Consider the following 25,286-nt stretch of genomic DNA (forward strand, 5'->3'; position numbering starts at 1 on the left):
TTCGGGCACAGTAGACTTCCCGAACTGACTTCTTTAGAGGGGAAATTCATGTCGGAACAGAAGTCTTTGCTCGTCTTTGCGCACGCAGACGAAGCGGTTGCCTTCGCAGATGTCGAGCACCTGGTTTCAGGGGTCGGCAAGATCAATGCATCGGTGGCTTTGGCAGGCGCGATTGCCGACGGAAATATCAAGAATGTCATCGTGCTCGGCACTGCTGGCGTGGTCGGCCACGCAGGAGAAGACCGCCCCAGCTTGGACACCATTTACCAGGTCACCAAGTTGATCCAGCACGATTTCCCGTTGCCATCTGCCGACGTGGATCCGACTGGCGAGGTCCTGCTTCATGATTACAAGGTCACCATGGCCACTGGCGATGTCTTCGTTTCGGATGACCAGCAGCGCGCCCACGTGCTGGGCCTCGGAGCATCATTGGTGGATATGGAAGGCTACGCCTATGCCAGCGTTTGCCAGCGCTTTAATGTGCCATTGCAGATCTTCAAGATCCCTTCTGACTATGCCGATGATTCGGCATCCATCGATGAGTGGGACGAAATCGCCAAGCAGAAGAGCGTTCAGTTGCGCGAGTTCTACGACAAGCACCTGGTCTGAGAAAAACCAACAGCTGACTAGCTGCTGAAGCAGCCTGCCAACGCCTGACCGTTAACCGGTCGGGCGTTTGGTTTTTCTCCAGCAGTTCTGCCATCCGCGACCCGCGAGCGAAGCACTGCACCTTGGATACCGAAACATCTGACTACTATGGGGCACGTCACCATACGACACTCGCAACCGTTGTATATCCCTAGTCAATGATGATGTGAGGTAGCAGAAAACATGAGTGTGCCTACAACCAAACGTGGCGGTACCGTCGCTTCCCGGGCAATGCGCCCGGTCAATAATCTCGTCGAAAAATTCATTCCGTCGGCATTGGTCTTCGCCATCGTGCTGACCTTCATTGTGGCGATTCTCGCGCTGTTGGCCACGGACTCCAATCCGGTGCTCATCGTGCAAAGCTGGGGAGATGGGCTGGCCGGGCTGCTGGGCTTCATCACCCAGATGGCCTTGGTTTTGATGCTTGGATTCATCCTGGCTAATACTCGCCCGGTGCGCAAATTGCTCCGTGCCCTGAGCCGGGTTCCCAAGAGCGCCCTATCCAGTTACGTCTTCGTTTTCCTGGTAGCGGCCATTGCCTCGCTGATCACGTGGGGACTTGGTCTCGTGGTGGGAGGACTGCTGGCCCGCGAAGTCGCGGCCCAGGCTCGTGAACGCAACGTGCGAATCCACTTCCCGCTGCTCGTCGCCTCCGGATTCGCCGGGTTCGTCATTTGGCACATGGGCTATTCCGGCTCCGGGCCGCTCACTGCCGCAACCCCTGACTCGTTTATCGCCAAGCAGCTCGGTGCACCGCTGCCAATCTCCGAAACGCTCTTCGCCCCGTGGAACCTCATCGCGATCGTGGCAACCATCGTGTTGGTGGGTTTGGCCTTGTACCTCGTTGCGCCACGAGGCGAAGACAAGATCTACGAGCTGCGCACCGATGCGCGAGAAAAGCTTGGTGGACATCGATGATGAAGTAAGCACCCCAGCCGATCGTGTGGATGCCAGCCGCCTGCCAACGCTACTGCTGGGACTGATGCTGCTGGCATATCTGGTCATCCATTTTGCCAAGGGCGGCAAGCTCACCTTGGATATCGTGAATTGGTCTTTCCTCTGCCTGATCCTGCTCTTGGTGCGCAATCCCTTCGAATTGATGGCCTTGACAAGGCATTCGGCATCAAATGTTGGCGAGATTCTCCTGCAATTCCCGCTCTACGCGGGAATCCTCGGCATCATGACAGGAACCGGCCTCATTGAGGTGATCTCGGAAGCCATGATCGCAGTGTCGACCCCGCAAACATTTGGCCTTCTTGCTTTCTTGTCGGCCGGAGTGGTCAACTTCTTCGTTCCTTCCGGGGGCGGCCAGTTCGCGGTGCAGGCGCCGATCATGCTCACCGCTGCCGCGCAGCTGGGTGTTGATCCATCAATTCCCATCATGGCAGTCGCCTACGGGGATCAATGGACGAACATGATCCAGCCGTTCTGGGCTTTGCCATTGCTGGCCATTGCGGGGTTGAAGATGCGCGACATCCTTGGCTACACCACCATGGTGCTGATCGCTTCAGGCATTGTTTTTGCCGCCACCATGGTTTTTGTGTCCTTGTAGGTTTGCACCGCCGAGTTTCTGGGTAGAAAAAACCCCGGTTCATCAATCGATGAACCGGGGTTTTCCGCAGGAATCTAAAGGCTACTCAGCAGCAACTGCTTCTTCGGCTTCTTCTTCCACGACTGGTGCCAGCGACAGCTTGCCGCGGTCATCAATCTTGGTGATCTCCACCTGCAGCTTCTGGCCAACGCCGACGACGTCTTCAACGTCTTCAACGCGCTTGCCATCGTTGATCTTGCGCAGCTCGGAGATGTGCAGCAGACCGTCCTTGCCAGGGGTCAGCGAAACGAACGCACCGAAGGTGGTCAGCTTCACGACGGTACCCAGGTAACGCTCGCCGACCTCAGGAACCTGAGGGTTAGCGATGGCGTTGATGGCCGAACGGGCAGCTTCAGCGGACTCGCCGTTGGTTGCGCCGATCAGCACCGTGCCGTCATCCTCGATCGAGATGTCAGCGCCGGTGTCTTCCTGGATCTGGTTGATCATCTTGCCCTTAGGGCCGATGACCTCGCCGATCTTATCCACTGGAATCTTCACGGAGATGATTCGCGGAGCGTTGACGTTCAGCTCATCCGGGGTGTCGATGGCCTGGTTCAGCACGTTCAGGATGTGCAGACGTGCTTCGCGAGCCTGGGTCAGCGCAGCGGCCAGAACCGAAGCTGGAATGCCATCCAGCTTGGTGTCCAGCTGGATCGCGGTAACGAACTCGGAGGTACCTGCAACCTTGAAGTCCATGTCGCCCATGGCATCTTCGGCGCCGAGGATATCGGTCAGGGCAGCGTAACGGGTTTCGCCGTCAACGGTGTCCGAAACCAGGCCCATGGCGATACCTGCAACGGCAGCCTTCAGCGGCACTCCGGCGTTCAGCAGCGACAGGGTCGATGCGCAAACCGAGCCCATGGAGGTCGAGCCGTTGGAGCCCAATGCCTCGGAGACCTGGCGGATTGCGTATGGGAATTCCTCGCGGCTTGGCAGCACTGGAACCAGTGCACGCTCGGCCAGCGCGCCGTGGCCGATTTCGCGGCGCTTAGGCGAACCAACACGGCCGGTTTCACCGGTCGAGTATGGAGGGAAGTTGTAGTTGTGCATGTAGCGCTTGGACTTCACTGGGGACAGCGAGTCGATCTGCTGCTCCATCTTCAGCATGTTCAAGGTGGTGACGCCCATGATCTGGGTTTCGCCGCGCTCGAAGATGGCCGAACCGTGAACGCGAGGCAGAACCTCGACCTCGGCGGAGAGCTGGCGGATGTCAGCCAGTCCACGTCCGTCGATGCGGACCTGGTCGGTCAGGATGCGCTGGCGCACGATGTGCTTGGTAACAGCGCCGAAAGCCTTGGAGATTTCACCTTCGCGGCCTTCGAAGGCGTTGCCTTCGCCAGCCAGCGAAGCAAGGACCTCGTCCTTGTAGGCGCCGGCAGCGTTGTCGCGCTCCTGCTTGTCAGCGATGGTGTAGATCTCTGCCAGGCGGGTCGAAGCAGCAGCCTCGACAGCGGCGAAGGCATCTTCTTCGTAATCGCGGAAGACTGGGAACTCAACGGTTTCCTTGGCAGCGCGGGAAGCCAGGTCAGCCTGGGCCTCGCACAGGACCTTGATGAATGGCTTGGCAGCCTCAAGGCCTTCTGCAACAACCTCTTCGGTTGGTGCCTGGGCGCCGCGTTCCTTGATCAGTTCCCAAGCGTTGTCGGTAGCTTCAGCTTCCACCATCATGATGGCAACGTCGTCGCCAGCGATGCGGCCGGCAACAACCATGTTGAAGACAGCGTTCTTCAGCTCGGAGTGGCGTGGGAAGGCAACCCACTGCGCGCCGTTTCCGTCGTCAACCAGTGCAACGCGAACGCCGCCGATTGGGCCGGAGAATGGCAGGCCCGAAAGCTGGGTGGACATCGAGGAAGCGTTGATTGCTACAACGTCGTACAGCTCATCTGGCTCGATGGACAGGACGGTGACGACAACCTGGACCTCGTTGCGCAGGCCCTTGACGAAGGCTGGGCGCAGCGGGCGGTCCATCAGGCGGCAAGCCAGGATGGCTTCGGTCGATGGGCGGCCTTCGCGGCGGAAGAAGCTGCCCGGGATGCGGCCGGCTGCGTACATGCGCTCTTCGACGTCCACGGTCAGTGGGAAGAAGTCGAAGCCCTCGCGCGGGTGCTTGCCTGCGGTGGTTGCCGAGAGCAGTGCGGTCTCGTCGTCGATGTAGACCATGGCCGAGCCAGCAGCCTGCTTGGCAAGGCGGCCGGTTTCGAAGCGGATGGTGCGGGTGCCGTAGCGACCGTTGTCGATCTGCGCTTCGGCGAATTGGATTTCTGGACCCTCCATTAAGGGGGTGCTCCTTTCGATCGCTCCCAGCTAGGTGGATGAGCGAACCGCGTGGCCCTACCCAGATCTGGTCTTCGATCGAGACCCGCGCTGGAACCCTGAATGGTCCTAGCGAAAGCCACTACCGAGGACCGCGAAACTGGCGGTCGGGACCAACGGTCAGTCAGCCCTGGGAGTTATTTTCATTCGGGACCGGCATAGAACATGCAGGCCCAGGTACTAGCCTACCGGGAATTGGCCAAAGGTGCAGATCCCGACTGGGCGGCGCTTGGCTGTGTCCCTCGGAATCTGCTGTTTTCACCGCTGCGCATCAAGAGCCCAAGACCCGCCAGCAGCGGGCCGGCGCCTAGGCTTTTGCCGTTGGCTCGGTGCTGGTTGTCAGCGCCCAGCTGGAGAGCATCTTGAGTCCTTCTTCACTTGGGCTTCCTGGCTGGGCAACATAGATGCTCATTTCGTGGCTGGCGCGCGGCACCTGGGTAATGTCGAAGGAACGATAGGCCAGATCCAGCCGGCCGACCACAGGATGCTGAATTCGCTTGGTGCCTTCATGGGTGAATCTGATGTTGTGGGTGGCCCACAGGGTACGAAAGTCTTCGCTGAGCGTGGAGAGCTCCCCGATCAGATCATGAAGCGCCTTGTCATTCGGTTCCCGCCCTGCCTCTGCGCGCAAGAGTGCCGCGGTAGCCGCCGCTCCGCCTTCCCAGTCAAGGAAGAAGTCCTTGGCTGCCGGATCTAGAAAGTGGAAGCGCGCAAAATTTGCATGCCCAGTGGCAACCGTGGTCGCGCTATTGAACATCGGCGCATGCAGTGCCCGGCCCAGCTCGTTCGACGCAACCACATCAAGGCGTCCGTTGCGCACAAATCCGGCCGAGAGCGTCGCCGAATCCAAGAACCATTGAACCGGCTCTGCAATGGGTCCGGCTTTCTTCCGCCGTGCCGGCTTTCGTGCACTGCCTTTGGCCGTGTGCGCCAGTTCGAAGAGATAGATGCGTTCTTCCTCATTCAGCTGAAGCGCAGAGGCCACTGCTGTCAGGACATCTTCCGAGACACCGGCGATATTGCCCTTTTCCAGCCGGGCGTACCATTCGGGGCTGACCCCGGCGAGCACAGCCACTTCTTCCCGGCGCAGTCCCGGCACTCTTCTGCGGTTGCCAGCCGGCAATCCGACTTCCTCCGGACGCAGCCTCGCGCGGCGGCTGGTCAAGAAATCTTTTATATTGCTGCGCTGGGCATCGGGTTCGGTCATGATTCCACGGTAAACGACGTTCACGGTTTTTCGGGGGTACAGATAATACCCCTATAAGCTCGCCCTTCTTAGCAGCTGGCAACCACGATGTAATTGAATTACATCCACGGCGAGTCCAGAGAACAGGAACTTGATGAACGTCGACGAACGTCGTCCTTCGGTGCCAACCGGCACCAGTAGGCGAGGCACCACCGGGCGGCCGATCCCGCTGGTGGTCTATATCCTTGCTGTTGGCACTTTTACGATGCTCACTACCGAGTTCATCGTTGCCGGAATCCTGACGCAGCTTGCGGCGGATTTGGAAGCCAGCGTTTCGCAGGCTGGCCTGCTGATCACCGTATTTGCCGCGGGCATGGTTATTGGCGCTCCGCTAATGGCGCTGCTCACCTTGCGGCTGCCCCAACGCCTGACGCTCATTTTGGCATTGGCAGTTTTTGCTGCCGGGCACGTCGTCGTTGCCTTGGGCACGAGCCTTCAGCTGTTGCTCGTGGCACGTTTCGCCACGGCTCTTGCCACGGGAGCTTTCTGGGCCATCGCAGGAGTCGTCGCTGCCAAAAGCGCAGGCCCTGGAATGGCTTCGCGAGCCTTGGGAATCATCAATGCTGGCGGCATGCTGGCCACGGTTCTGGGGGTGCCTTTGGGTGCCTTTGCTTCCCAATACTTTGGATGGCGCGGATCGTTCTGGGGCTTGGCGGGACTCGCGGTCATCTCGGCATTCCTCATTGCCCGGCATGTGCCTGGCAATTTGGCATCGCATTCCGCCGTATCAATACGCAAAGAAATTTCCGCGCTTCGCTCTGCGCGATTGTGGCTCGTCTTGGCCGCCTGCGCCACCACAACCGGCGGTGTATTAGCTGCCTATTCCTATATTTCTCCATTGCTCATTGACGGCACAGGATTCGGCGCGCCAGCCATTCCGCTGGTGCTGATCGGATTTGGCGTCGGTTCCCTGATTGGTTCCCTGGTTGGCGGCAGGCTAGGAGATGCGCACCCGCATCTGCTCACCTTGATTGCCCCTGCTGCTTCAACGGTGATCCTGCTGGCCATGTGCCTGCTCTCGGATCTGCAGTTGCCGATGATCATCTTGATTGCGCTGCTGGGGTTCTTCGGGCTCGGCGCCAACCCGATTCTTGCGTCCATGGCCATTGCCTATGGCAAGAATGCTCCAACACTGGCATCTTCGCTAACTGTCGCCGGCTTCAATGCTGGCACAGTGGTTGCCTCATGGGCTGGTGGCAAGGCTTTGGAGTCGTCATTGGGCAGCATTGGTCCAGTCCTGCTCGGAGCCAGCGTCGCAATACTGACCTTGATCCCGGTGATCGCCCTGTCAGTTATTGCTAAACGCGGCGCCCGCCAAGATTTGCTGCCAGCATCCGGCAGCTAGCCTGCCAGCTGCCAGCCCGCTGAGAATAAAATGCAAAAATCTCGTCCAGGTGGGATTATTTGCTGATCGACCGCTGTTGTCGCTAAAGGGAATTAGTCATATTTCTCCCGTTGGACGTCAGATCCCACAGGACCAGCCAGCGGCAATGCGCGAAAATCTGGATTCGCCAGCAACTGAATACCTCCGTGAACCGACATCGGTGAACGGTAACAAGTAAACAGAAAAACAAAGGAAGAACACTCCTATGACAACTATGGCAAACGCCTACGCAGCCCCATCAGCAACTGAGCCACTGGCTCCGATCCAGATCGAACGTCGCGAAGTCGGCCCGCACGATGTCTTGATTGACATCAAGTTCGCGGGCATCTGCCACTCCGACATCCATACCGTCCGCGGCGACTGGGGACCACAGTCCTACCCGCTGGCTCCAGGCCATGAAATTGCCGGCATCGTGGCGGAAGTTGGTTCCGAAGTCACCAAGCACAAGGTCGGCGACCGCGTCGGCGTGGGCTGCATGGTCAATTCCTGCGGCAAGTGCGAGCAGTGCCTCGAGGGCCTGGAACAGTTCTGTGTTGAGGGCATGGTCGGCACCTACGGCGCCATCGACCGCGACGGCACCGTAACCCAGGGCGGCTACACCACCAACGTGGTTGTGACCGAGGATTTTGTGTTGAGCATCCCGGACAGCATCGACCTTGACGTTGCCGCTCCCCTGCTCTGCGCCGGAATCACCACCTACTCGCCATTGCAGCACTGGGGCGCTGGTCCAGGCAAGAAGGTGGCCGTGATCGGCCTTGGCGGCTTGGGCCACATGGCAGTAAAGATTGCCAACGCGATGGGTGCCGACGTGACTGTCCTGTCGCAGTCGCTCAAGAAGAAGGAAGATGGTCTCAAGCTTGGTGCCAGCGACTACCGCGCGACCAGCGATGAGAGCACCTTCAAGGACCTGCACAAGAAGTTCGACCTGATCATCAACACGGTCAGTGCGTCCATCGATATCAGTGCCTTCCTGCAGCTGCTGCGCATTGATGGAACCTTGGTCAACGTTGGCGCACCAGCCGAGCCGCTTCCAGTCAACGCTTTTGCCCTGATCGGTGGCCGCCGCTCCTTCGCTGGATCGCAAATTGGTGGCATTCAGGAAACCCAGGACATGCTGGACTTCTGTGGCGAGCACGGCCTCGGTTCAGAAATTGAAGTCATCTCCGCAGATCAGATCAACGAGGCCTACGAGCGCGTCCTGAAGTCGGATGTTCGCTACCGCTTCGTCATCGATACCGCGACGATGGCCTAAGCTCCAATGCGCCAACGGCGTCCGATTCATCAGCTGATATGTTGGTGTTTCGGACGCCGTTCGCTTATCCAATAATTCTTTTTCGCCGGAAAGTTTCCACGTGGCTGAACCAAATTTTGCAGAACATTCATGGGACTACCTGGAACGCGGAAGCGTCCTGGTGGTGACACTCAGCGGACCAGCCAATGTGCGGTTGATGGATCCGGAGAATTTCGCTGCATTTGAAGACGGTGAAAAATACGCATTCCACGGTGGAATCGCTCGCCGGGCACCCTATCGGCTCAAGGTTCCCCATTCCGGTCCTTGGTTTCTAGCCATTGATCTTGATGGCTTGCCTGGCCGAGGCGTGCGCCATGAAGTCAGCATCGTTCCACCGCAGAAACTCGAAGAACGCAGAGCCTAGGGACCGGCTCCGAGCTCCAGGATCAAAAGCCCACCCCGGGAAAAGCAACGCGCAAAAACCAATAGAAGCTACTGGTTCTTGCGCGTTGCCTTGGATCTGGGCCTGTGGTGCCGGCCTGGTCGATCAGGCCGCTGCAGTTACGGAGTTACGAGTACTTCCGCCGCGGTATCCATGTGGGCGCTGATGACCGTGGCAGCCAAGGCAACATCCGCCGAGTCGATTGCATCGACTATTTCTGCATGTCGCGAGACGCTCATATTCTTGACGCCGCGCTCTTTGCCCGCCCACATGATGGACATGCGAATGCTTCCTTCGAGCTGTTCCCATGCATGGAGCAAGGACTCGTTGTTGGTCAGCCGACAAAGCACTCGGTGAAAATCGAGATCTGCTTCGATTCCGCGCTCAATGCTGTGCTTGACCTCTTGATCCATGATCTCCAGGGCAGAGCGCAGTTGGGCAACAGCCTCGCTTCGGTCTTCGAGCCGGCACAGCGTCTGCGCAGCCAGGGTTTCCAAGGCGGCACGCACTGCAAAGATATCCCTGATCTCTTTTACGTCCAGGCTGCGTACGGCCAGCCGGCCCCGCGGGCCAGGTGCAACCAGGCCCTCCTGCTGCAGCTGGCGCAAGGCTTCGCGCAAAGTGCCACGGGAAATGTTCAGCATTTCGGACAGCTCGGTTTCCACCAAGTGCTTTCCTGGTGCCAGTTGACCGGTGGTGATGGCTTGGCGCAAAGCGGTCAGGGTCTGTTCCCTCAAGCTCGTTTTTGCAAGCCCCAACAAAGCCATTGGTTCAGCGGCCATGGTTCCACCCTCTTTTATGAGTCAACAGTCGACAGTTGCACGTCTGGTTCCATAGTAGTCGCCGGGAACCGCCAATAGCGCGGTTCCCGGAAATTGCTACAGGGCGGAGAGCACCTTCTGGACAATGCGATCCACCGACAGGCCGTAGCGCTCATGCAAGGTTGGCAAGGCGCCAGCATGCAAGAACTCATCAGGAAGGCCAACAGGGAGCACCTGCCTGCTGACTCCTGCCTGGACCATCGCCGAAGCCACCGTTTCAAAGAGCCCGCCGACCACCGTGTGGTTTTCCAGGGTCAATGCCAAGCGATCAGTATTCAGTTCGCGCAGCACGGTCTGAGCGTCGAACGGCTTGATGGTTGGGGTGTGCACTACCGAAACGTCGACGTTATGCTTCTCCAATTCCTTGGCAGCGCTCAAAGCTCGCATGGTCATCAATCCGCTGGAGACCATGACAACGTCGTTGCCGGGACGCAGCACCTTGGCCTTGCCCAGTTCAAAGGTGTAGTCGTACTCGTCGAGCACCGTGGGAACATTGCCTCGCAGCAATCGCAGGTAGGTTGGGCCATCGCTGGCGGCCAGCTGAGGCACAGCCTGTTCGATGTCCACCGAGTCGCACGGATCAACGATGGTCAGGTTTGGCATCCCGCGGAAGATTGCCATGTCCTCGGTGGCCTGATGGCTCGGACCGTAGCCCGTAGTCAGCCCGGGCAGGCCGCCGACGATGTTCACGTTCAGATTCGGTTCGGCAGCGTCGAGGCAAAGGAAGTCGTAGGCGCGACGGGCAGCGAACACCGAGTAGGTCGAGGCAAAAGGCACCAGGCCAGTTTGCGCCATTCCGGTTGCGGCCCCGATGAGCAGCTGTTCTGCCATGCCCATCTGGAAGAAGCGTTCAGGGAAGGCCTTCGCGAAGATGTGCATGTCCGTGTATTTGCCAAGGTCCGCGGTCAACCCGACGATTGCCGGGTTTTGCTCAGCTGCCGCGACAAGCGCATGGCCAAAGGGCGCCGGAGCGGTCTTCTGGCCCGGATCCGCAAAGGAGGCGATCATGGCCGAGGTTTTCAGCCGGGTCTTTGCCGGGGTGCTGGTCATTACTTCTCTCCTTCATAGCCCGCAGTGAGTTGCTCACGGCAGATCTTCCATTCGTGTTCTTCGATCCGCATGAAATGCGCTTTCTCGCGCTGCTCCAGCAGCGGCACTCCGCGCCCGATGTGGGTGTCGCAGAGGATGACCGACGGGCGCGCGGCGTTTTTGGCTTCGACTGCCACTGCGTCAAATGCGGCGAGCAGGGCACCGGCGTCATTGCCGTCGATCCGCTGGACGAACCAGCCGCTGGCCGCCCATTTGTCGGCCACCGGTTCCGTACGCAAAACGGTGTCCGTTTTGCCGTCCGCTTGCAGGGCGTTGATATCCACCAGCACGGTCAGGTTTCCGAGGCCATGGTGATGAGCGCCCATCACCGCTTCCCAGGTCGACCCTTCATCAAGTTCGCCGTCTGACATGAAGTTGATGACCCGCGCCGAGGAACCCTGGTGGCGCAGGCCCAAGGCTGTTCCAATGGCGATGGGAAGCCCGTGGCCCAGTGACCCTCCGGAGATTTCCATGCCCGGGGTGTAGGTGGACATGCCGGACATTGGCAATCGGGAGTCATCCGAGCCGTATGTGTCCAGCTCCTGGACGGGAACGATCCCTGCCTGGGCAAGTGCCGCATAGTGCCCGATGGCGTAATGGCCGGTGGAGAGCAAGAACCGGTCGCGCTGCTCCCATTCCGGGTCTTGCGCGCGATAGTTCAATTGGTCAGCGTATACCGCTGCAAACATATCGGCCGATCCCAGGGCCTGGCCCACATAGCCCTGGCCCTGGACCTCGCCCATGTTCAGCGCATGGTGGCGAGCTTGGTAAGCGAATTCTTCCACCTTTTGACGGCGCTCGGTGCTCACCGCCGCGGAAGTGGTGGTGGCAACTACTGGTGCATTCATGTCTGTTCCTTCAGTAATTCTGAGCCTGCTCAGGCTTCGATCGTGTGTGCTGGAGTGGCGTGTTCAGCTTCATCAGCCAGTTGACGCTCGGTCTTGCCCCAGGTTTCGCGGGTTACCAGCGCGGCCCAGAGGCCGATGGCCCCGTAGAAGCTGAAGAGCAACGCCGGGCCGACCCAGCCGAAGGCGACAAAGAGCAAGGTGGTGATGAATGGGGTGAATCCGGAGACCATGGCGGAAATCTGGTAGGCAAGGGAGGCGCCCGAAGAGCGCGTCTTTGCCTGGAACAGCTCCGGGAACCAGGCTCCCTGCACGCCGGCCAGGGAATTCTGGCAGACCGCGTAGGAGATGACGACGGTGGCAATGACCAGGACGAACAGTCCCGTGTTGACCAGAAGGAACATCGGAATGCCGAAAAGCACAGCAAAAGCGGTGGATGCCAGATACAGCGGACGGCGGCCGATCCTGTCGGTCAGCGAACCCCAGAACATGGTGGCAAAGATGCCAATGGCTGCTGCGATGCAGAGCGCAACGAGTGTCTGGGTCTTGTCAGCCAGTTCGCTGTCATGCAGGTAGGAAATCATGTAGGTAATAGATACGGCGTAGCCGGCGGTTTCCGCCACGCGCAGCCCGATGCCCCGCAGGATATTGCGCCAGTCATCGCGAACAACCTCGATGATGGGTGAACGTGAAATGCTTCCCGAGCTCTTCACTTCCTCGAATACGGGAGATTCCGGCACTTTGGAGCGAATCAGCAGCCCAACGAAAACCAGCAGCAGGCTGGCTAGGAATGGAACACGCCATGCCCAATCACCGTCCAGATTCACGCTGTAGAGGAAAACGATATTGGCCAGCAGCAATCCGACGGGGAATCCCGCTTGGACGATTCCGGTGTACTTGCCCTTTTTCTTCCACGGCGCATGCTCGTAGCTCATCAAGATTGCGCCGCCCCATTCAGCACCGAAGGCCAGGCCCTGGATGATGCGGATCAGCACCAGCAGCGCCGGAGCCAGCATGCCCGCTTGGGCGAAGGTCGGAAGCAGCCCGATGGCGAAGGTCGATAGCCCCATCAGCACCAGCGAAGCAACCAGCACTGGCTTGCGGCCTAGCCTGTCCCCCAGATGTCCGCCGAGGATGCCGCCCAATGGGCGGGCAGCAAAGCCGACGCCCAGGGTTGCGAAGGCTGCCAGGGTTCCGGTGACAGCATTGTCACTTGGGAAGAACGCCGTACCGAAATACAGTGCGGCGGCGGTGCCGAAGCCGATGAAGTCATAAGTCTCAATGACGGCTCCAACGCTGGAACCGATAGCGACGCGTTTGGCATCCTTCGTGCCGTGGACGTGTCCACGCATCGCAAGTCCTTGGTTCGTCATGTCACTAACCTTTCAGGATGACAGCCCTTCATTGGACGGTCATTGTCAACAGTCAACAGGATACGTCCACAAGTGTGTTCCACGCCACTCCCCATTGTCAACAGTCGACATTAGATTATTTTTAATAGTTGACTGTTGACAGTCAACAAGAATAAAGTTGCTTCCATCACAGAACGAGACGATGGTGTCGCAGTGAAGCGCGAGCCGTCCAAATTCCAAGGAGTCCACCATGGGCAACGTTTCACGTACCGCGATCATCACTGGCGCAGCATCACCGCAAGGCATCGGCATGGCCACTGCAGAGCGCTATGCCAAAGAGGGATGGGCTGTAGTAATCCTCGATCTTGATGGAGCCAAGGCTTCTGAAGTAGCACAGGAAATCGGCGCAGCTCACAACGTTCCAGCTTTCGGCTTCAGCGTTGATGTCGCTGATGAAAATTCCGTCACCGCGGCCCAGCAGGCGGTTAAAGCTGAGGTATCCGCCGGCAAGCTTCCGGCAGTCGGCGCCGTTGCCAACATCGCAGGCATCACCTCGCCGGTCGCCTTCCTGGACACTACCCGCGAGCTATGGGACAAGATCATTGCCGTGAACGCCACCGGCACCTACCTCGTAACCAAGGCCTTCCTGCCGGAGATGCTCGAGAACGGTTGGGGGCGAATCGTCAACATGTCCTCGGTGTCCGCGCAGCGCGGCGGAGGCGTTTTCGGAAAAGTTCCCTACTCAGCAGCCAAGGCTGCGGTCCTTGGATTCACCAAGGCCCTGGCCCGCGAACTTGGAGACAGCGGCGTTACGGTCAATGCTGTAACGCCAGGTGCCGTCGACACGAACATCCGCGTTGGCTCAACACCTGAAACCGAGGCGGCAATCGCCCGGGATATCCCTATCGGCCGAACTGCGACGACAGAAGAGGTGGCATCAGTCATCACCTTCCTCTCCAGCGAGTCCGCTTCCTACCTCACCGGCACCACTCTCGACATCAATGGCGGAAGCCACATGCACTAAGCAAGTAGGCGCGACAAATATTCACCGGCGCTTCGTTCGCACCTGTGAACTGGTACCCGACAGTTGGACTGGCCAATTAGTGGTCCTGCATCAGGCAACAAGGGCATGGCATCGATATTCCATCGGTGCCATGCCCTTCAGTCATTCCTCACACCGATTCGCCTCATCGCAGCCCTGCCTTCTTGCGCAGATGTTCCGGCATGGCGCTCACGCAATACCTCGAATGCGGGCGAAAATCATTGGCACAGCCAACCGCCGAAGGTCCGGCAAATTTCTCACAGTGGTTCAGCGTGTTCACCCGCGCCAAATATCCAATCGGACACCCAACGGCCGCAATCACCTCGCCCCACGGTCGATGCGGGCAAGACACCTGCCCTGATTACCTTGGGCAACCGGCGGCATCGCTGGTTCTTTCGCATTATGGCCATCGCCACGTTATTTCAAAAATTTAGACACCAGAGCGCCTTTGACCGACTAGTTGGAGTTCCCTAAATACGGCAAGGGCCGCTCCCCCAACTCGACGTTGGTGGAGCGGCCCTTGCCACTGCCGGCAATCATGCGCAAATTTTCATCCGACGCGCATTCTCGCGGCCATGGATGCAAATTACTTTGCTACTGCCTTGCCATTCTTCAGCTCGCGGTTGGCAGGAATATCTGCCCATGCGCCGAGTCCGTTATCGCCATAGTTGTAGTCGACCGTTGCCGAGTCGCCCTTGATGTCCAACTTCACGGTTGGGCCCAGGGTGCCACCGCGAACGAAGTCCTCCTTGGTGCCGATGGTGTCAATAAAGGACTGCACCAGACCACCAGGCATGACGTAGTGCGAGTATGCCTGGAATTGTCCCGGGTGCTGATTGTAGTCAGGAGCGAATGGGCTGCCTGCGGCAAAGTTCAGGTTCGATGGGCTGCCCAATGCCAGGCCCGAGCCACGGTTCAGCGGCTGGTAATCGCTGCGGATGCCGTTGCCGACGAAGCCATAGACGCCTTCTGGGCCGTCGATGCCAGCGGCGAAGGTGGAGCGGTGGCTAATGGTGAACAGGTAGTACTTGCCATCCTGCATGTAGATCTGCGGACGTTCAGTCTGGTCGGTGACGCAGTTAGCAGACAGGATCGGCGGCAGGAACTCCCACTCGGTCAACTCCTTGTTCTTGGCACGGGCCAGGCCGACGTTGCCGATCTGGTAGGTTGCGCCGGACTTATTGACCTCATCCACGGTTTCGCCGTTGGTTTCACCCTTGCGGTAGCCAAGGTCCTCGGAGGTGCACTTGGCTTCATCGCGCTTCTGAGCGGTGTTGCCCTCGAAAACCATGTAGGTTTCGCCTGGATGCGCTGGATCTTCAAAGGTGAATGGATCACGGAAGTTGAAGTACGAGTTCTGCTCAGCGGTCTGGTAGTACTTGCCGTCTGCCTGCAGCAGGTCGGTGACCTTGTCAAAGCCGGTGAGCTTCACGCCATTCTTGTTCGAGTGGACGTGGCCAACGCTCAATGCGATGCGCGGGTCGTATGGCTTGATGTCCTTGCCGTCCTTGTCGCGGTAGAACGCAACGTCGGTGAAGAACAGCTTGATTTCGCCATTTTTGGTTACTCGCGCCGAACCGGACCACTGGGTCTGGTGGCTGAAGGACTGGTCCTCGAAGATCTTGCCGGTGACGCCCTCATCGAAGACCTGGCCGCCGTAGGTCCAGCCGCCATCTTCAGGACGCTCGTCGGCTGGAACGCCGGCTGGACGGTAGAAGTATCCGATGCGTGCGTACTGGTGGCGCTCATCGAAGCCAAGGTCGCGATCGGCAACCAGCGAGAAGATGATCTCCTGGCCATTAACGCTGTATTGGTTGGCGTGCTCGTCAGTCAGTGGCCAAGTATCCCAAACCCAGACTTCCTCGTTGCTCATGTCAGGGAAATCCTGGGGCACGGTAGGCATGGTGTACTCCTTGGGCATGGAGTTTTCACGCGATCCCGCGTTCGGGTCGGACATGGCCTTGATCTGCTTTGCATCAGCACGGGTCCAACGCGAGGTGAAATCGTCGGTGGGGCTGTATGCCTTCTGGGTGTGCTCGGTTGGCTGGGGGAAGCCAGGCACTGGTTCGGTGGCAGCCGTGGCCGGCCCCGAAATCAAAGTTGCTCCGAGCGCTCCGATGCTCAGTGCTGCGGCAAGAATGCCGCGTTTGGTGCGTTGCTTGTTCACGATTGTTTGCCTTTGTTCGATATGGAATCGGACAATCTCTCGGACCGCGACACACGCTCTCTCCACAGTCGAATCTAAGGAGTTGCATAGCTTCTGTCAATCGATCCAAAACGTTTTGGAAGCAGGATCACATTTTTTAGGAGACCTTACGAAAGCTCCATCACATTGTTTGCAAAACGTTTTGGAAGTTCGTTAGCGTGAATAGTGGTCACTCGTAGTGACGCACGATCTCTCCCCAAAAATTTTGCGACGACGCAGACGCGCCGTTCATTTAGCCTGGCGTTCAAACCCGACCATTGGAAAGAGCGATGACAGAACCACAGCCCAGGAACTCCAGAAAGCTTTTAGCGATAGCTGTACTGTGCTTGGTGGTGCTCGGAGCGGTGGTGGCAGGGCAAATCCTGCGGTCCAAGCCGGATGCTGCTGCGCCCGACGCGGTACCGCCCACCCAGGTTGATACGAAATTCCAGCGCCCCGGGGCCTGGTCCGAATATCGACCTGCAACCCACCTCACGCCTGGGCAAAACTGGATGAACGACCCGCAACGCCCCTTTTTCCTCGATGGACTGTGGCACTTCTACTACCTCTATAACGCTGATTACCCTGCGGGCAATGGGACCGAGTGGTACCACGCCACTTCCACTGACCTGGTTCATTGGAAAGATGAAGGCGTGGCCATTGAAAAATACAAGAATGGCCTTGGCGATATCTGGACTGGCAGCGCGGTGGTCGACACCGGGAACACCGCCGGCTTTGGCAAGAACGCGGTGATCTCACTGGTAACCCAGCAGGTGGATGGGGTGCAGCGCCAGTCGCTGTTCTATTCGACTGATGGCGGCTACTCCTTCACCTCCTATGAGGGCAATCCTGTGATGGACAACCCCGGTGTCGAAGCCTGGCGCGATCCGAAAGTCGTGTGGGATCAAGAACGCAGCCGATGGCTCATGCTTCTGGCTGAAGGAAGCAAAGTCGGCTTCTATACCTCCAAGGATCTGAAGTCCTGGGACTACCAGTCGGGCTATGAAACCACGGGCTTGGGCATCGTCGAATGCCCTGACATCTTCCAAATGCCAGTGGACGGAGACCCTGAACGCACCACATGGGTCTTGGGCATCAGCGCCAACGGCGCAAGCTCCGGACGAACCACGGGCTATGCCTATTGGACCGGTTCCTTTGATGGCAAGAACTTCACCCCCGACGCAAAAGACCCGCGTTGGCTCGATGCCGGCTCCGACTTCTATGCAGCAGTTACCTGGGAAAGCCCAGAAGCGCACACTCCTCCGGAACACCGCTACGCGATGGGCTGGATGAATAACTGGGCCTACGCATCAGACCTGCCTCTGGGCGATTGGTCCGGCGGAACCATGTCCACGATTCGACAGCTCTCGCTGCGAGACGTTGAGGGGCACCCCCAATTGTTCTCGGAACCCATCGGCGCCCTGGACGAGCTAGAAGGCGACCCTGCAACGACCCCGCCCCAGCTGGCGACCGAGGATCAGGTCGCTTCACTGGGCAAGCCAGAATCTGACGCCTATCGTCTTCATGTTGATCTCGCGCAGGATCAGACGGCTCCATCCGAAGATACCCGCATTGAGCTGAAAGACGCCCAGGGCGCGACCGTCGTTGTTGGCTATAGCTTCAAGGACCAGAAGCTGTTCCTGAACCGGGACAAGGACAAGGTTGCTGGCACCATGCCCGAGACCTACCGCGAGATTCGCAGCGAGCAGCTTCCTGTGCACAACGGAAAAGTCTCCCTGGATATCATCGTGGACACGACCTCCGTGGAAGTTTTCGCGCAGGATGGCCAAGCGGCGCTAAGCTCTACTGCCTTCCTGGCCCCCGGCGGTCACGAGCTCACGGTCAAGTCGCTCGGTGGCACTACAAACGTGAGTGAATCAACCACGACGCCGTTGGCCGTAGCCGCGACCCAACGCCAATAAGACCTAGCCATTCGGAGCCTTGACTGAATCTCGTTGAACCAGCTGGCAATGCAATCGTTCTGCCTTGTGGGCGTTTGGCTCGGCCGCTGCTTGGGCAAAAAGCTGGGACACAGCCCAATGCCCCATCTGGTAGTGCGGCAAGGCGATAGTAGTCAGGTTTGGGACTAGCGCTCGGGTGATCAATTGAAGATCATCAACGCCAATGACAGATAGATCCCCGGGAATCGACAGCCCAAGATCATTGGCTGCTTGATACACGCCCATCGCCATTTCATCGTTAAAACAGAAAATGGCGGTGGGCCGGTTTTCCCGGTCAAGAATGGCACGACCGGCTTCCCGGCCGCCCTTGGCATCACCGGTGGACGCAGAAACCCAAGCCTCATTCACTGGCAGTCCGGCCGCCTGAATGGCCGTACGATATCCAAGCTCGCGGCCCGCGGCGGCCGGAACGTTTTCCGTCACCGTTGCAAACCCAATGCGCTCATGACCGACACCGAGCAGATGGCCAGTTGCATCCAGGCCGATCTGCTGTTCATCGGGAACTACCGATGAATATTTCGATTCGGCGCTGGAGGCATTGGCCAGCACCACCGGGATCCCGTCGAGCTCCCGGGGAACCGTGACCGATTGATGGGACATTCTCGCGTAAACCAGGCCATCGACGCGGTGGTCAAGCAATGTTCGTATGCCCAATAATTCACGTTGCGCATCCCCGGTGGAATCCAACGCCAGAACCACGCTCTCATGCTCGGCGGCTGCATCTTGCGCGCCGCTGATGATTAACCCGGCATAGGGAGTGACCGCAATCGTGTCGCTCAGCAGACCGACGGTGAAGGTTCGAGAACTTCTCAGGCCCCTGGCCCGCAGATCCGGGGAATATCCAAGCTTCTGGGCGACCTCCAGGACCCGCACGCGGGTTTCAGGCTTGATGGCGCGCGCCCCGCTCAGCGCATGCGAAACCGTTGTGGGAGAGACCCCTGCGGCGGCGGCAACGTCTCGGATGCCTACCCGGGCAGACTTTCCGAGCTTATTGTCCATGCTTTATTTTTTCACATTCTCTATTGGCGCGTCATACCGAGGATAAACCAGCCGGGGCAAAGTATTTATTGCCCGCAAGGCGCCGGCCTAAAGATTCGCGGTGCCGCTCAAAATGACCTCGGCACGACCGCCAACCCACAGTTGCTCGTCCTGTGCGCTGATGAATATTTCTCCGTTGCGTCCCATCGCGCTTCCCTGGCCAGCAACGTACGGAGCTGTGGCACGGCCAGTGGCAATGAGCCATTGGGCAGCTGAGGCATTAAGGCTTCCAGTCACGGGATCTTCACGCAGCGGTTCGGTGCCTTCGGTGAAGAATCCACGGACTTCAAAGGCTTTTTCTGAACCTTCGGGGTGTGCACCTATAACGCCGATATCCCATCGTCCAGGATGATTTGAGGCATCGGGCCGCAGGTCGAGCACGCTCTGTGCACTATCCATCAGAACACCGACCCAGCCAGGGCCATTATCCAGCCACTGCGTATCAAGTACCCGTGCTGGTTCCGCGCCAAGGATGTCCAAGAGCTCATCAGCTAATTGCGGATCGACCGGTCCAGAGCGCTGGCGCGGTGGCGCGGCAAAGGACAGCAGGTCTTCTTCGATGCGGATGGGCACCAGCCCGGCCTCGCATTCTTGAATAATCATGCCCTCGCGTGCGGGCACTCCCCCGGCGTCCAACCAGGCACGTGCCGTGCCCAAGGTCGGGTGCCCGGCAAATGGCAGTTCAAGGTTCAGGCTGAAGATCCGCACGCGATAGTCCGCTCCGGGCACGGTGGGAGGAAGCACAAAGGTGCATTCAGACAGGTTTGTCCAGACCGAGAAACGGCGCAAGGAATCATCATCCAGCCCCTGCGCATCCAGTATCACTGCCACGGGGTTGCCCAGGCAGGGATCCGAGGAGAAGACGTCCACCTGGCAAAAGCGATAGGTCATGGCTGAAATCCTACTGTGGCTATCGCAGGAAATGAATTTTCCCGCGGTAGCCGCCAGTGAGCTGGTTTTTCCGAAATGATGCCCAACCTGCTTGGTCAAGCGACCCCCTGCTGAAACCTCACCGACATGCCTATTGATCCGTGAAAAGGCCCTTGGCTGCCTCGTTGACCTCATCCGATTTCGAGTGCAGATCCAACCTCCAAGTTCCCTTACTGGCGGCTGCTTTGGAAAATGATCTTGATTTTCACTTCAGGTTGACCGGAGCAGCTAGCTGGCTTGAGGGCTCTGGTTCGCGGTGCACCGCGAAATTCTGCACAATTGCCGGATGTGAGATGAGGATCTTTCCATGAATCTCAAAGGACAACTCTGTAGGATCGACTTAGTCTGCGTTGTTTCCATTTCTTGCCCTCGGCTGAAATCGGCCGCTCAAGTTCATCTCACAGCCGGTCAAGGAATAATGTAGAAGAGCAAACTTACCGACGGCGCTACACGCGCCCACTCGGTCAAGACGTTTCATCGCAGTATGCAGCACACAGATAGTCCAGCAGAAACGAAGGCAACACTTTGAACGGCAATGCCACCTTTAAACACCACAACGTTGCGCTTTTATCAGTGAACAGCGTTCTCGCGCCAGAGGTGGTGAGCTCAGCAGAATTTGATGAGCGGCTGGCTCCAAGTTTGAAGCGGCTGCGGCTATCCAAGAAACTCCTCGAGCGCGTTTCCGGTGTCAAGGAACGCCGCTGGTGGGCTGATGGCGTCGAGTTCGACGATGCGGCAATCCTCGCCGGCAAAAAGGCCTTGGCCCAGGCCGGCGTTGATGCCAGTGAAATCGGCCTGCTTATTAATACGTCGGTGACCCGGCGCAACCTCGAACCATCTGTCGCGTCCAAGGTGCACAACGGCCTGGGCCTGCCGTCCTCGGCAATGAACTTCGACGTGGCCAACGCATGCCTCGGCTTTGTCAACGGCATGAGCCTGGCGGCCAACATGATCGACTCCGGGCAGATCAAATACGCGCTGATCGTCGCCGGCGAAGATGCCAAGGCCACGCAGGAAACCACTTTTGAGCGCCTGAATGCCGAAACTTCCACCCGCGATGACTACATGCGCGAATTTGCCACCCTGACCCTGGGTTCTGGTGCCGCTGCAGCGGTGATCGGCCCAGCCGACGCTCATCCAGAGGCCCACCGCATTCTCGGTGGCGTCTCCCGCGCGGGAACCGAGCACCATGAACTGTGCGTTGGCGGTCCGAACGGCATGTACACCGATACCAAGGGCTTGCTGGACAATGGCCTGGACTTGGTGGTTGACGCTTGGGACGAAGCGCACCGCACCGGATGGAACTGGAAGGGCATGGACCGCTACGTCACCCACCAGGTCTCCAAGTCGTACACCAATGCCATCATCAAGGCGGTCGGCCTGATCAAGGACCGAGTCCCCATCACCTTCTCAAAGTGGGGCAATGTTGGCCCGGCTTCGCTGCCCATGACCCTCTCGCAGGAGGCTGAATCCCTCAAGCCAGGCGATCGCGTACTGTGCATGGGCGTGGGATCCGGATTGAACACCGCGATGATGGAGATTGTCTGGTGACCGAGATTTTCCCCGGCGTCAAGGAAATCTACTCAAAATATCTGTCCGTTCCATCAACTTCCGAAGTTGACGGACAAGGCGCCACCTACCGCTGGCATGTGCTGGATAACCAGGAGGAACTGGCACAGCGCGGCATCACGCCGGTGGGTACGCTGGTCTGCGTCCATGGAAATCCCACCTGGTCCTACCTATGGCGAAGCCTGTTCAACCACGTCGCGGATCACCATCTGGCGTGGCGCATCGTCGCAGTCGACCAGCTCGATATGGGATTCTCTGAACGCACCGGAAAGTTCCGCCGCCTCGCCGACCGCGTCAACGACCTCGGCGATCTGATTGATGCCCTGGATCTTGGCGATGGCATCACGACCGTCGGCCACGACTGGGGCGGGGTCATCTCCCTTGGCTGGGCAACAGCTCATCAGGAGCGGCTGGAACGTGTCGTGCTGACAAACACCGCCATCCATCCTGCTGGCTTCCAACTGCCTTCCGCTTTGAAGCTCGCCTCGCATCCTGCAGTCCACAGCTGGGGCACCAAAACCACTCGCGCATTCCTGCAGGTGACCCATTCGCTGGCCCAGCCTGCCTTGGCACCAGAAGTGCGCAAGGCTTTCATGGCGCCCTATACCAGCGCTGAAAAGCGTGACGGCGTAGCCAACTTCGTCGCTGATATTCCCTTTGACCCCCAGCATCCAAGCCGAGCGGCGCTGGATGGGATTTCCGAAGCGGTCCGCTCGCTCACGGTCCCTGCCCTGATGCTTTGGGGACCCGGTGACCCGGTGTTCTCCGACCGCTATCTGCGCGACCTGATGGGCCGGCTGCCCCAGGCCCAGGTGCACCGCTTTGAAGGTGCCAGCCACCTCGTGGGTGAAGACCGGGATATCGCCTCCCCGATTTTCCGCTGGCTGGACAGCCAGCCCGAAGCCGCTGGATCCTCCCGGGTCCAGGGTTCGGGCGAATACCGGCCGATGCTCGCCGAAATGGATTCGCGCCAAACAGACCAGGGCACCGCGGTAGTCGACATCCATCCTCCGCGCTCGTTGTCCTGGGCCGAGCTCGGCGCCCGGGTCAACGCCCTGGCCGCCGGGCTGCAGCAGATCGGCGTGAAGGCCGGGGACCGGGTGAATCTCCTGGTTCCGCCGGGCATCGAGCTGACTTCCCTGATCTACGCGTGCCTGCGTCTGGGCGCGGTGATTGTTGTCGCCGATGCAGGACTGGGCACCAAGGGCCTGGGCCGGGCCATCAAGGGTGCCGGTCCCAGCTTCCTCGTCGGAATTGACAGGGCCTTGGCCGGCGCACGGATGCTGGGATGGCCGGGCACCCGGATTGCGGCAGGAAATCTGTCCGCTGCCAAGCGCAAGGTGCTGGGCGTGGCCCATACCCTGGATGAGCTGCTGGAGGCCGGACGCAGGATCCCGGCCGATGCGCCGAACTTTGCCCCGGCCGACCCCGACGCCGATGCGGCGGTGCTGTTCACTTCCGGGTCCACCGGTCCTGCCAAGGGGGTCGTGTACACCCACCGGCAGCTGGCCGCCATGCGCGATACGCTGAGCGAAACCTACAATTTGAAAGCCGGATCGGCCCTCGTCGCCGGGTTCGCTCCCTTTGCCTTGCTGGGCCCGGCGCTAGGTGCCACCTCGGTGACCCCCGACATGGATGTCACGGCGCCGCGCACGCTCACCGCCAGCGCCCTGGCCGATGCCGCCGTCGCGGTTAATGCGACCACGGTCTTCGCCTCCCCCGCAGCCCTGGCCAACGTCCTGGCCACGAAGGGCGGGCTGAACACCGCGCAGCGCAAGACCCTGGCCGGCGTCGAGCTGATGCTCTCGGCCGGCGCCCCGATCGCTGAACCGCTCTTGGCCCAGGTCCAGGAGCTGGTTCCCAACGCCAAGGTGCATACCCCCTATGGGATGACCGAGGCCTTGCCGGTGACCGATATCGATCTGGATGGCATCCGCGCGGCCGGCCACGGCAACGGCGTCTGCGTTGGCACTGCCGTAGCCGGTGCCACGGTGGCCATCGCGCCGATTGACGAACTGGGCGTGGCCGGGGATCAGCCGCAATACACCCCGAATGCCACCGGAGAAATACTGGTCCGCGCTGCGCACGTCAAGGACCGCTACGACCGCTTGTGGATCACCGAGCAGGCCAGCAGTTCCATCCCCGGCTGGCATCGCACCGGCGATGTCGGACACCTCGATGATGAAGGGCTGCTCTGGGTCGAGGGCCGGCTGGGCCATGTCCTGAGCACCCCTTCCGGGGCGATCACTCCGGTGGCAGCCGAGCATGCGGTGCAGTCGGTCATTGGTGCCGGGCGCGCTGCGCTCGTGGGAGTTGGACCAGCCGGGACCCAGGCCGCTGTGGTGGTCATGGAAACCGTGCCCGCTGCGCGCAAGGCCGGACCGGCATCCAGCGAATTGGCCAGCAAGGTCAGGGCCGCGGTCGCCTCCACCGGCACCGATGTGGCCGCCGTGCTGGTGCTGCCCACACTGCCCACCGATATCCGCCATAATTCCAAGATCGACCGCGCGGCATTGGCCCAGTGGGCCAGCGCAACGCTTGCCGGCGGAAGAATCCGCACGCCATGAGCGCAACCGAGACCTCGCTCAGCGCCCGCAGGGTCCTGGTCACCGGTGCCAGCGGCATGCTCGGCGGTGCCGTGGCCCAGCTGCTGCGCGACCAGGGCCACCACGTTCGCACCTTCCAACGCCGCGCTTCGGCCGGCGCAGTGGACGAAGTCCAGGGTTCGCTGACGGATCAGAAAGCCGTGGAACAAGCCGTGGGCTCCATGGATGCAGTGATCCACCTTGCGGCCAAGGTGTCCTTCACCGGCCACTGGCAAGAGTTTGTCGATACCAACATCACCGGCACCAGCAATCTGCTCAAGGCTGCACGCAACGCCGGGATCAAGGACTTCGTTTTTGTTTCCTCTCCGTCGGTAGCGCACTTCGGGGATTCCTTGGCTGGAGCGGCAGCCGGGACCGCCAACCCGCAGCTGGCCCACGGCAATTATGCCCGCTCCAAAGCGGCAGCCGAGCTGGATGCACTGGCCGCTGATTCTGCGGATTTCCGGGTGGCGGCCATCCGCCCGCATGTGGTGTGGGGTCCCGGGGACACCCAGCTCGTGGAACGGGTCATCCAGCGTGCCAAGGCCGGACGCCTTCCGCTGCTTGATCACGGTGCGGCGCTGATCGACACCACCTATATCGATAACGCCGCGGCGGCGATTGTCCGCGGCCTGGAGCGCATGGACCACGCGCACGGACGCGCCCTGGTGGTCACCAATGGCGAGCCTCGTCCGGTGGGCGAGCTGATGGCCGGGATCTGCCGAGCCGGGGGCGCACCAGCTCCCAAGCTCAATCTCCCGGGCTGGATGGCCCGTGGCGCTGGCTCGGTCATTGAAAAGATCTGGCTGGCCGCAGGCTCACGGGGCCTGGTCCACGATGAGCCGCCAATGACGCGCTTCCTGGCTGAGCAGCTTTCCACCGCGCATTGGTTTGACCAGCGCGAAACCCATGAGGTTCTGGATTGGAAGCCTGCAGTGGGCATCGATGAAGGCCTGCGCAGGCTCTCGGCCCACTATTCGAAGGATCGCGCCTAGCCACCCGCAGTGGCTTGCT

Annotated in this window: 18 protein-coding genes and 1 pseudogene; 10 read left to right on the forward strand and 9 right to left on the reverse strand. The window is 59.8% G+C overall.

Translation table 11 applies throughout. The features are described 5' to 3' along the window. The first annotated feature begins 48 nt into the window (after nt 1-48). Nucleotides 49-609, forward strand: coding sequence for a purine-nucleoside phosphorylase (locus tag H6F58_RS04130; protein ID WP_195181165.1), 561 nt, complete (start codon nt 49-51; stop codon nt 607-609). A 270-nt stretch (nt 610-879) separates the two neighbouring features. Continuing rightward, nucleotides 880-2,200, forward strand: a pseudogene (locus H6F58_RS04135) (TIGR00366 family protein). Between the two features lie 81 nt (nt 2,201-2,281). Here the strand turns inward: H6F58_RS04135 and H6F58_RS04140 are convergent. After that, nucleotides 2,282-4,513 carry a polyribonucleotide nucleotidyltransferase gene (locus tag H6F58_RS04140; protein WP_146278028.1) on the reverse strand — a complete coding sequence of 744 codons (2,232 nt, stop codon included), beginning with the start codon at nt 4,511-4,513 and terminating at the stop codon, nt 2,282-2,284. A 346-nt stretch (nt 4,514-4,859) separates the two neighbouring features. Then, on the reverse strand, nt 4,860-5,759 hold the full coding sequence (locus tag H6F58_RS04145) for a helix-turn-helix transcriptional regulator (protein ID WP_195181166.1): 900 nt from the start codon (nt 5,757-5,759) through the stop codon (nt 4,860-4,862). 133 nt (nt 5,760-5,892) lie between these two features. Here H6F58_RS04145 and H6F58_RS04150 point away from each other — a divergent pair, with 133 nt between their 5' ends. From H6F58_RS04150 to H6F58_RS04160, 3 genes are all read left to right on the forward strand, one after another. Further along, nucleotides 5,893-7,143: an MFS transporter gene (locus H6F58_RS04150; RefSeq protein ID WP_195181167.1), complete on the forward strand. Its 1,251-nt coding sequence runs from the start codon at nt 5,893-5,895 to the stop codon at nt 7,141-7,143. A 244-nt stretch (nt 7,144-7,387) separates the two neighbouring features. After that, nucleotides 7,388-8,434 (forward strand): NAD(P)-dependent alcohol dehydrogenase, encoded by a 1,047-nt coding sequence (locus H6F58_RS04155; RefSeq protein ID WP_195181168.1) that lies wholly within the window; start codon nt 7,388-7,390, stop codon nt 8,432-8,434. 100 nt (nt 8,435-8,534) lie between these two features. Next, complete coding sequence (locus H6F58_RS04160) at nt 8,535-8,837, forward strand: DUF1883 domain-containing protein (RefSeq protein ID WP_060701087.1); 303 nt, start codon at nt 8,535-8,537, stop codon at nt 8,835-8,837. A gap of 137 nt (nt 8,838-8,974) precedes the next feature. On the opposite strand, the gene H6F58_RS04165 is transcribed toward H6F58_RS04160, so the two are convergent. The 4 genes from H6F58_RS04165 to H6F58_RS04180 all read right to left on the reverse strand — a co-directional run bounded on the left by H6F58_RS04165 (nt 8,975) and on the right by H6F58_RS04180 (nt 12,983). Further along, on the reverse strand, nt 8,975-9,637 hold the full coding sequence (locus H6F58_RS04165) for a GntR family transcriptional regulator (RefSeq protein WP_195181169.1): 663 nt from the start codon (nt 9,635-9,637) through the stop codon (nt 8,975-8,977). A gap of 96 nt (nt 9,638-9,733) precedes the next feature. Next, nucleotides 9,734-10,726 (reverse strand): transketolase C-terminal domain-containing protein, encoded by a 993-nt coding sequence (locus H6F58_RS04170; RefSeq protein ID WP_195181170.1) that lies wholly within the window; start codon nt 10,724-10,726, stop codon nt 9,734-9,736. Then, entirely contained in the window at nt 10,726-11,613 is an 888-nt protein-coding gene (locus H6F58_RS04175) for a transketolase (RefSeq protein ID WP_195181171.1), read from the reverse strand. The genes H6F58_RS04170 and H6F58_RS04175 overlap by 1 nt, the downstream gene beginning before the upstream one ends. Nucleotides 11,614-11,642: 29 nt before the next feature. Then, nucleotides 11,643-12,983 carry an MFS transporter gene (locus H6F58_RS04180; protein WP_195181172.1) on the reverse strand — a complete coding sequence of 447 codons (1,341 nt, stop codon included), beginning with the start codon at nt 12,981-12,983 and terminating at the stop codon, nt 11,643-11,645. A 229-nt stretch (nt 12,984-13,212) separates the two neighbouring features. Between H6F58_RS04180 and H6F58_RS04185 the strand changes: the two genes are divergently transcribed. Then, on the forward strand, nt 13,213-13,986 hold the full coding sequence (locus H6F58_RS04185) for an SDR family NAD(P)-dependent oxidoreductase (protein ID WP_146278020.1): 774 nt from the start codon (nt 13,213-13,215) through the stop codon (nt 13,984-13,986). 604 nt (nt 13,987-14,590) lie between these two features. Here H6F58_RS04185 and H6F58_RS04190 read toward each other — a convergent pair. Next, nucleotides 14,591-16,171: a glycoside hydrolase family 68 protein gene (locus tag H6F58_RS04190; protein ID WP_146278019.1), complete on the reverse strand. Its 1,581-nt coding sequence runs from the start codon at nt 16,169-16,171 to the stop codon at nt 14,591-14,593. 308 nt (nt 16,172-16,479) lie between these two features. Between H6F58_RS04190 and H6F58_RS04195 the strand changes: the two genes are divergently transcribed. Then, nucleotides 16,480-18,111 carry a glycoside hydrolase family 32 protein gene (locus H6F58_RS04195; protein WP_195181173.1) on the forward strand — a complete coding sequence of 544 codons (1,632 nt, stop codon included), beginning with the start codon at nt 16,480-16,482 and terminating at the stop codon, nt 18,109-18,111. A 3-nt stretch (nt 18,112-18,114) separates the two neighbouring features. Here H6F58_RS04195 and H6F58_RS04200 read toward each other — a convergent pair whose 3' ends face one another. Together H6F58_RS04200 and H6F58_RS04205 are read right to left on the reverse strand one after the other, a co-directional pair. Then, the gene (locus tag H6F58_RS04200) at nt 18,115-19,149 is read right to left on the reverse strand and encodes a LacI family DNA-binding transcriptional regulator (RefSeq protein ID WP_195181174.1); all 1,035 of its coding nucleotides are present in this window, start codon (nt 19,147-19,149) and stop codon (nt 18,115-18,117) included. A gap of 87 nt (nt 19,150-19,236) precedes the next feature. Next, entirely contained in the window at nt 19,237-20,079 is an 843-nt protein-coding gene (locus H6F58_RS04205) for a PhzF family phenazine biosynthesis protein (RefSeq protein ID WP_146278016.1), read from the reverse strand. 564 nt (nt 20,080-20,643) lie between these two features. On the opposite strand from H6F58_RS04205, the gene H6F58_RS04210 reads away from it, so the two are divergent. The 3 genes from H6F58_RS04210 to H6F58_RS04220 are packed head-to-tail and all read left to right on the forward strand — an operon-like array spanning nt 20,644 to nt 25,267. Continuing rightward, nucleotides 20,644-21,669: a 3-oxoacyl-ACP synthase III gene (locus H6F58_RS04210; RefSeq protein WP_146278015.1), complete on the forward strand. Its 1,026-nt coding sequence runs from the start codon at nt 20,644-20,646 to the stop codon at nt 21,667-21,669. Beyond that, entirely contained in the window at nt 21,666-24,254 is a 2,589-nt protein-coding gene (locus H6F58_RS04215; protein ID WP_348536368.1) for an alpha/beta fold hydrolase, read from the forward strand. The genes H6F58_RS04210 and H6F58_RS04215 overlap by 4 nt, the downstream gene beginning before the upstream one ends. Beyond that, nucleotides 24,251-25,267, forward strand: a complete 1,017-nt coding sequence (locus tag H6F58_RS04220; protein ID WP_195181175.1) for an NAD-dependent epimerase/dehydratase family protein — start codon at nt 24,251-24,253, stop codon at nt 25,265-25,267. Before H6F58_RS04215 ends, H6F58_RS04220 begins: the two co-directional genes overlap by 4 nt. Nucleotides 25,268-25,286: the final 19 nt, after the last annotated feature.

It is taken from the genome of Glutamicibacter sp. FBE19, from assembly GCF_015524875.1.
Lineage (GTDB): Bacteria > Actinomycetota > Actinomycetes > Actinomycetales > Micrococcaceae > Glutamicibacter > Glutamicibacter halophytocola.

What these genes read in the sequence shown, in the direction of transcription:
- H6F58_RS04195 (WP_195181173.1), top strand. Translation starts at nt 16,480, where the DNA reads ATGACAGAACCACAGCCCAGGAACTCCAGAAAGCTTTTAGCGATAGCT.
- H6F58_RS04200 (WP_195181174.1), bottom strand. Translation starts at nt 19,149, where the DNA reads ATGGACAATAAGCTCGGAAAGTCTGCCCGGGTAGGCATCCGAGACGTT.
- H6F58_RS04185 (WP_146278020.1), top strand. Translation starts at nt 13,213, where the DNA reads ATGGGCAACGTTTCACGTACCGCGATCATCACTGGCGCAGCATCACCG.
- H6F58_RS04150 (WP_195181167.1), top strand. Translation starts at nt 5,893, where the DNA reads ATGAACGTCGACGAACGTCGTCCTTCGGTGCCAACCGGCACCAGTAGG.
- H6F58_RS04175 (WP_195181171.1), bottom strand. Translation starts at nt 11,613, where the DNA reads ATGAATGCACCAGTAGTTGCCACCACCACTTCCGCGGCGGTGAGCACC.
- H6F58_RS04130 (WP_195181165.1), top strand. Translation starts at nt 49, where the DNA reads ATGTCGGAACAGAAGTCTTTGCTCGTCTTTGCGCACGCAGACGAAGCG.
- H6F58_RS04140 (WP_146278028.1), bottom strand. Translation starts at nt 4,513, where the DNA reads ATGGAGGGTCCAGAAATCCAATTCGCCGAAGCGCAGATCGACAACGGT.
- H6F58_RS04165 (WP_195181169.1), bottom strand. Translation starts at nt 9,637, where the DNA reads ATGGCCGCTGAACCAATGGCTTTGTTGGGGCTTGCAAAAACGAGCTTG.
- H6F58_RS04170 (WP_195181170.1), bottom strand. Translation starts at nt 10,726, where the DNA reads ATGACCAGCACCCCGGCAAAGACCCGGCTGAAAACCTCGGCCATGATC.
- H6F58_RS04155 (WP_195181168.1), top strand. Translation starts at nt 7,388, where the DNA reads ATGACAACTATGGCAAACGCCTACGCAGCCCCATCAGCAACTGAGCCA.
- H6F58_RS04220 (WP_195181175.1), top strand. Translation starts at nt 24,251, where the DNA reads ATGAGCGCAACCGAGACCTCGCTCAGCGCCCGCAGGGTCCTGGTCACC.
- H6F58_RS04205 (WP_146278016.1), bottom strand. Translation starts at nt 20,079, where the DNA reads ATGACCTATCGCTTTTGCCAGGTGGACGTCTTCTCCTCGGATCCCTGC.
- H6F58_RS04145 (WP_195181166.1), bottom strand. Translation starts at nt 5,759, where the DNA reads ATGACCGAACCCGATGCCCAGCGCAGCAATATAAAAGATTTCTTGACC.
- H6F58_RS04180 (WP_195181172.1), bottom strand. Translation starts at nt 12,983, where the DNA reads ATGACGAACCAAGGACTTGCGATGCGTGGACACGTCCACGGCACGAAG.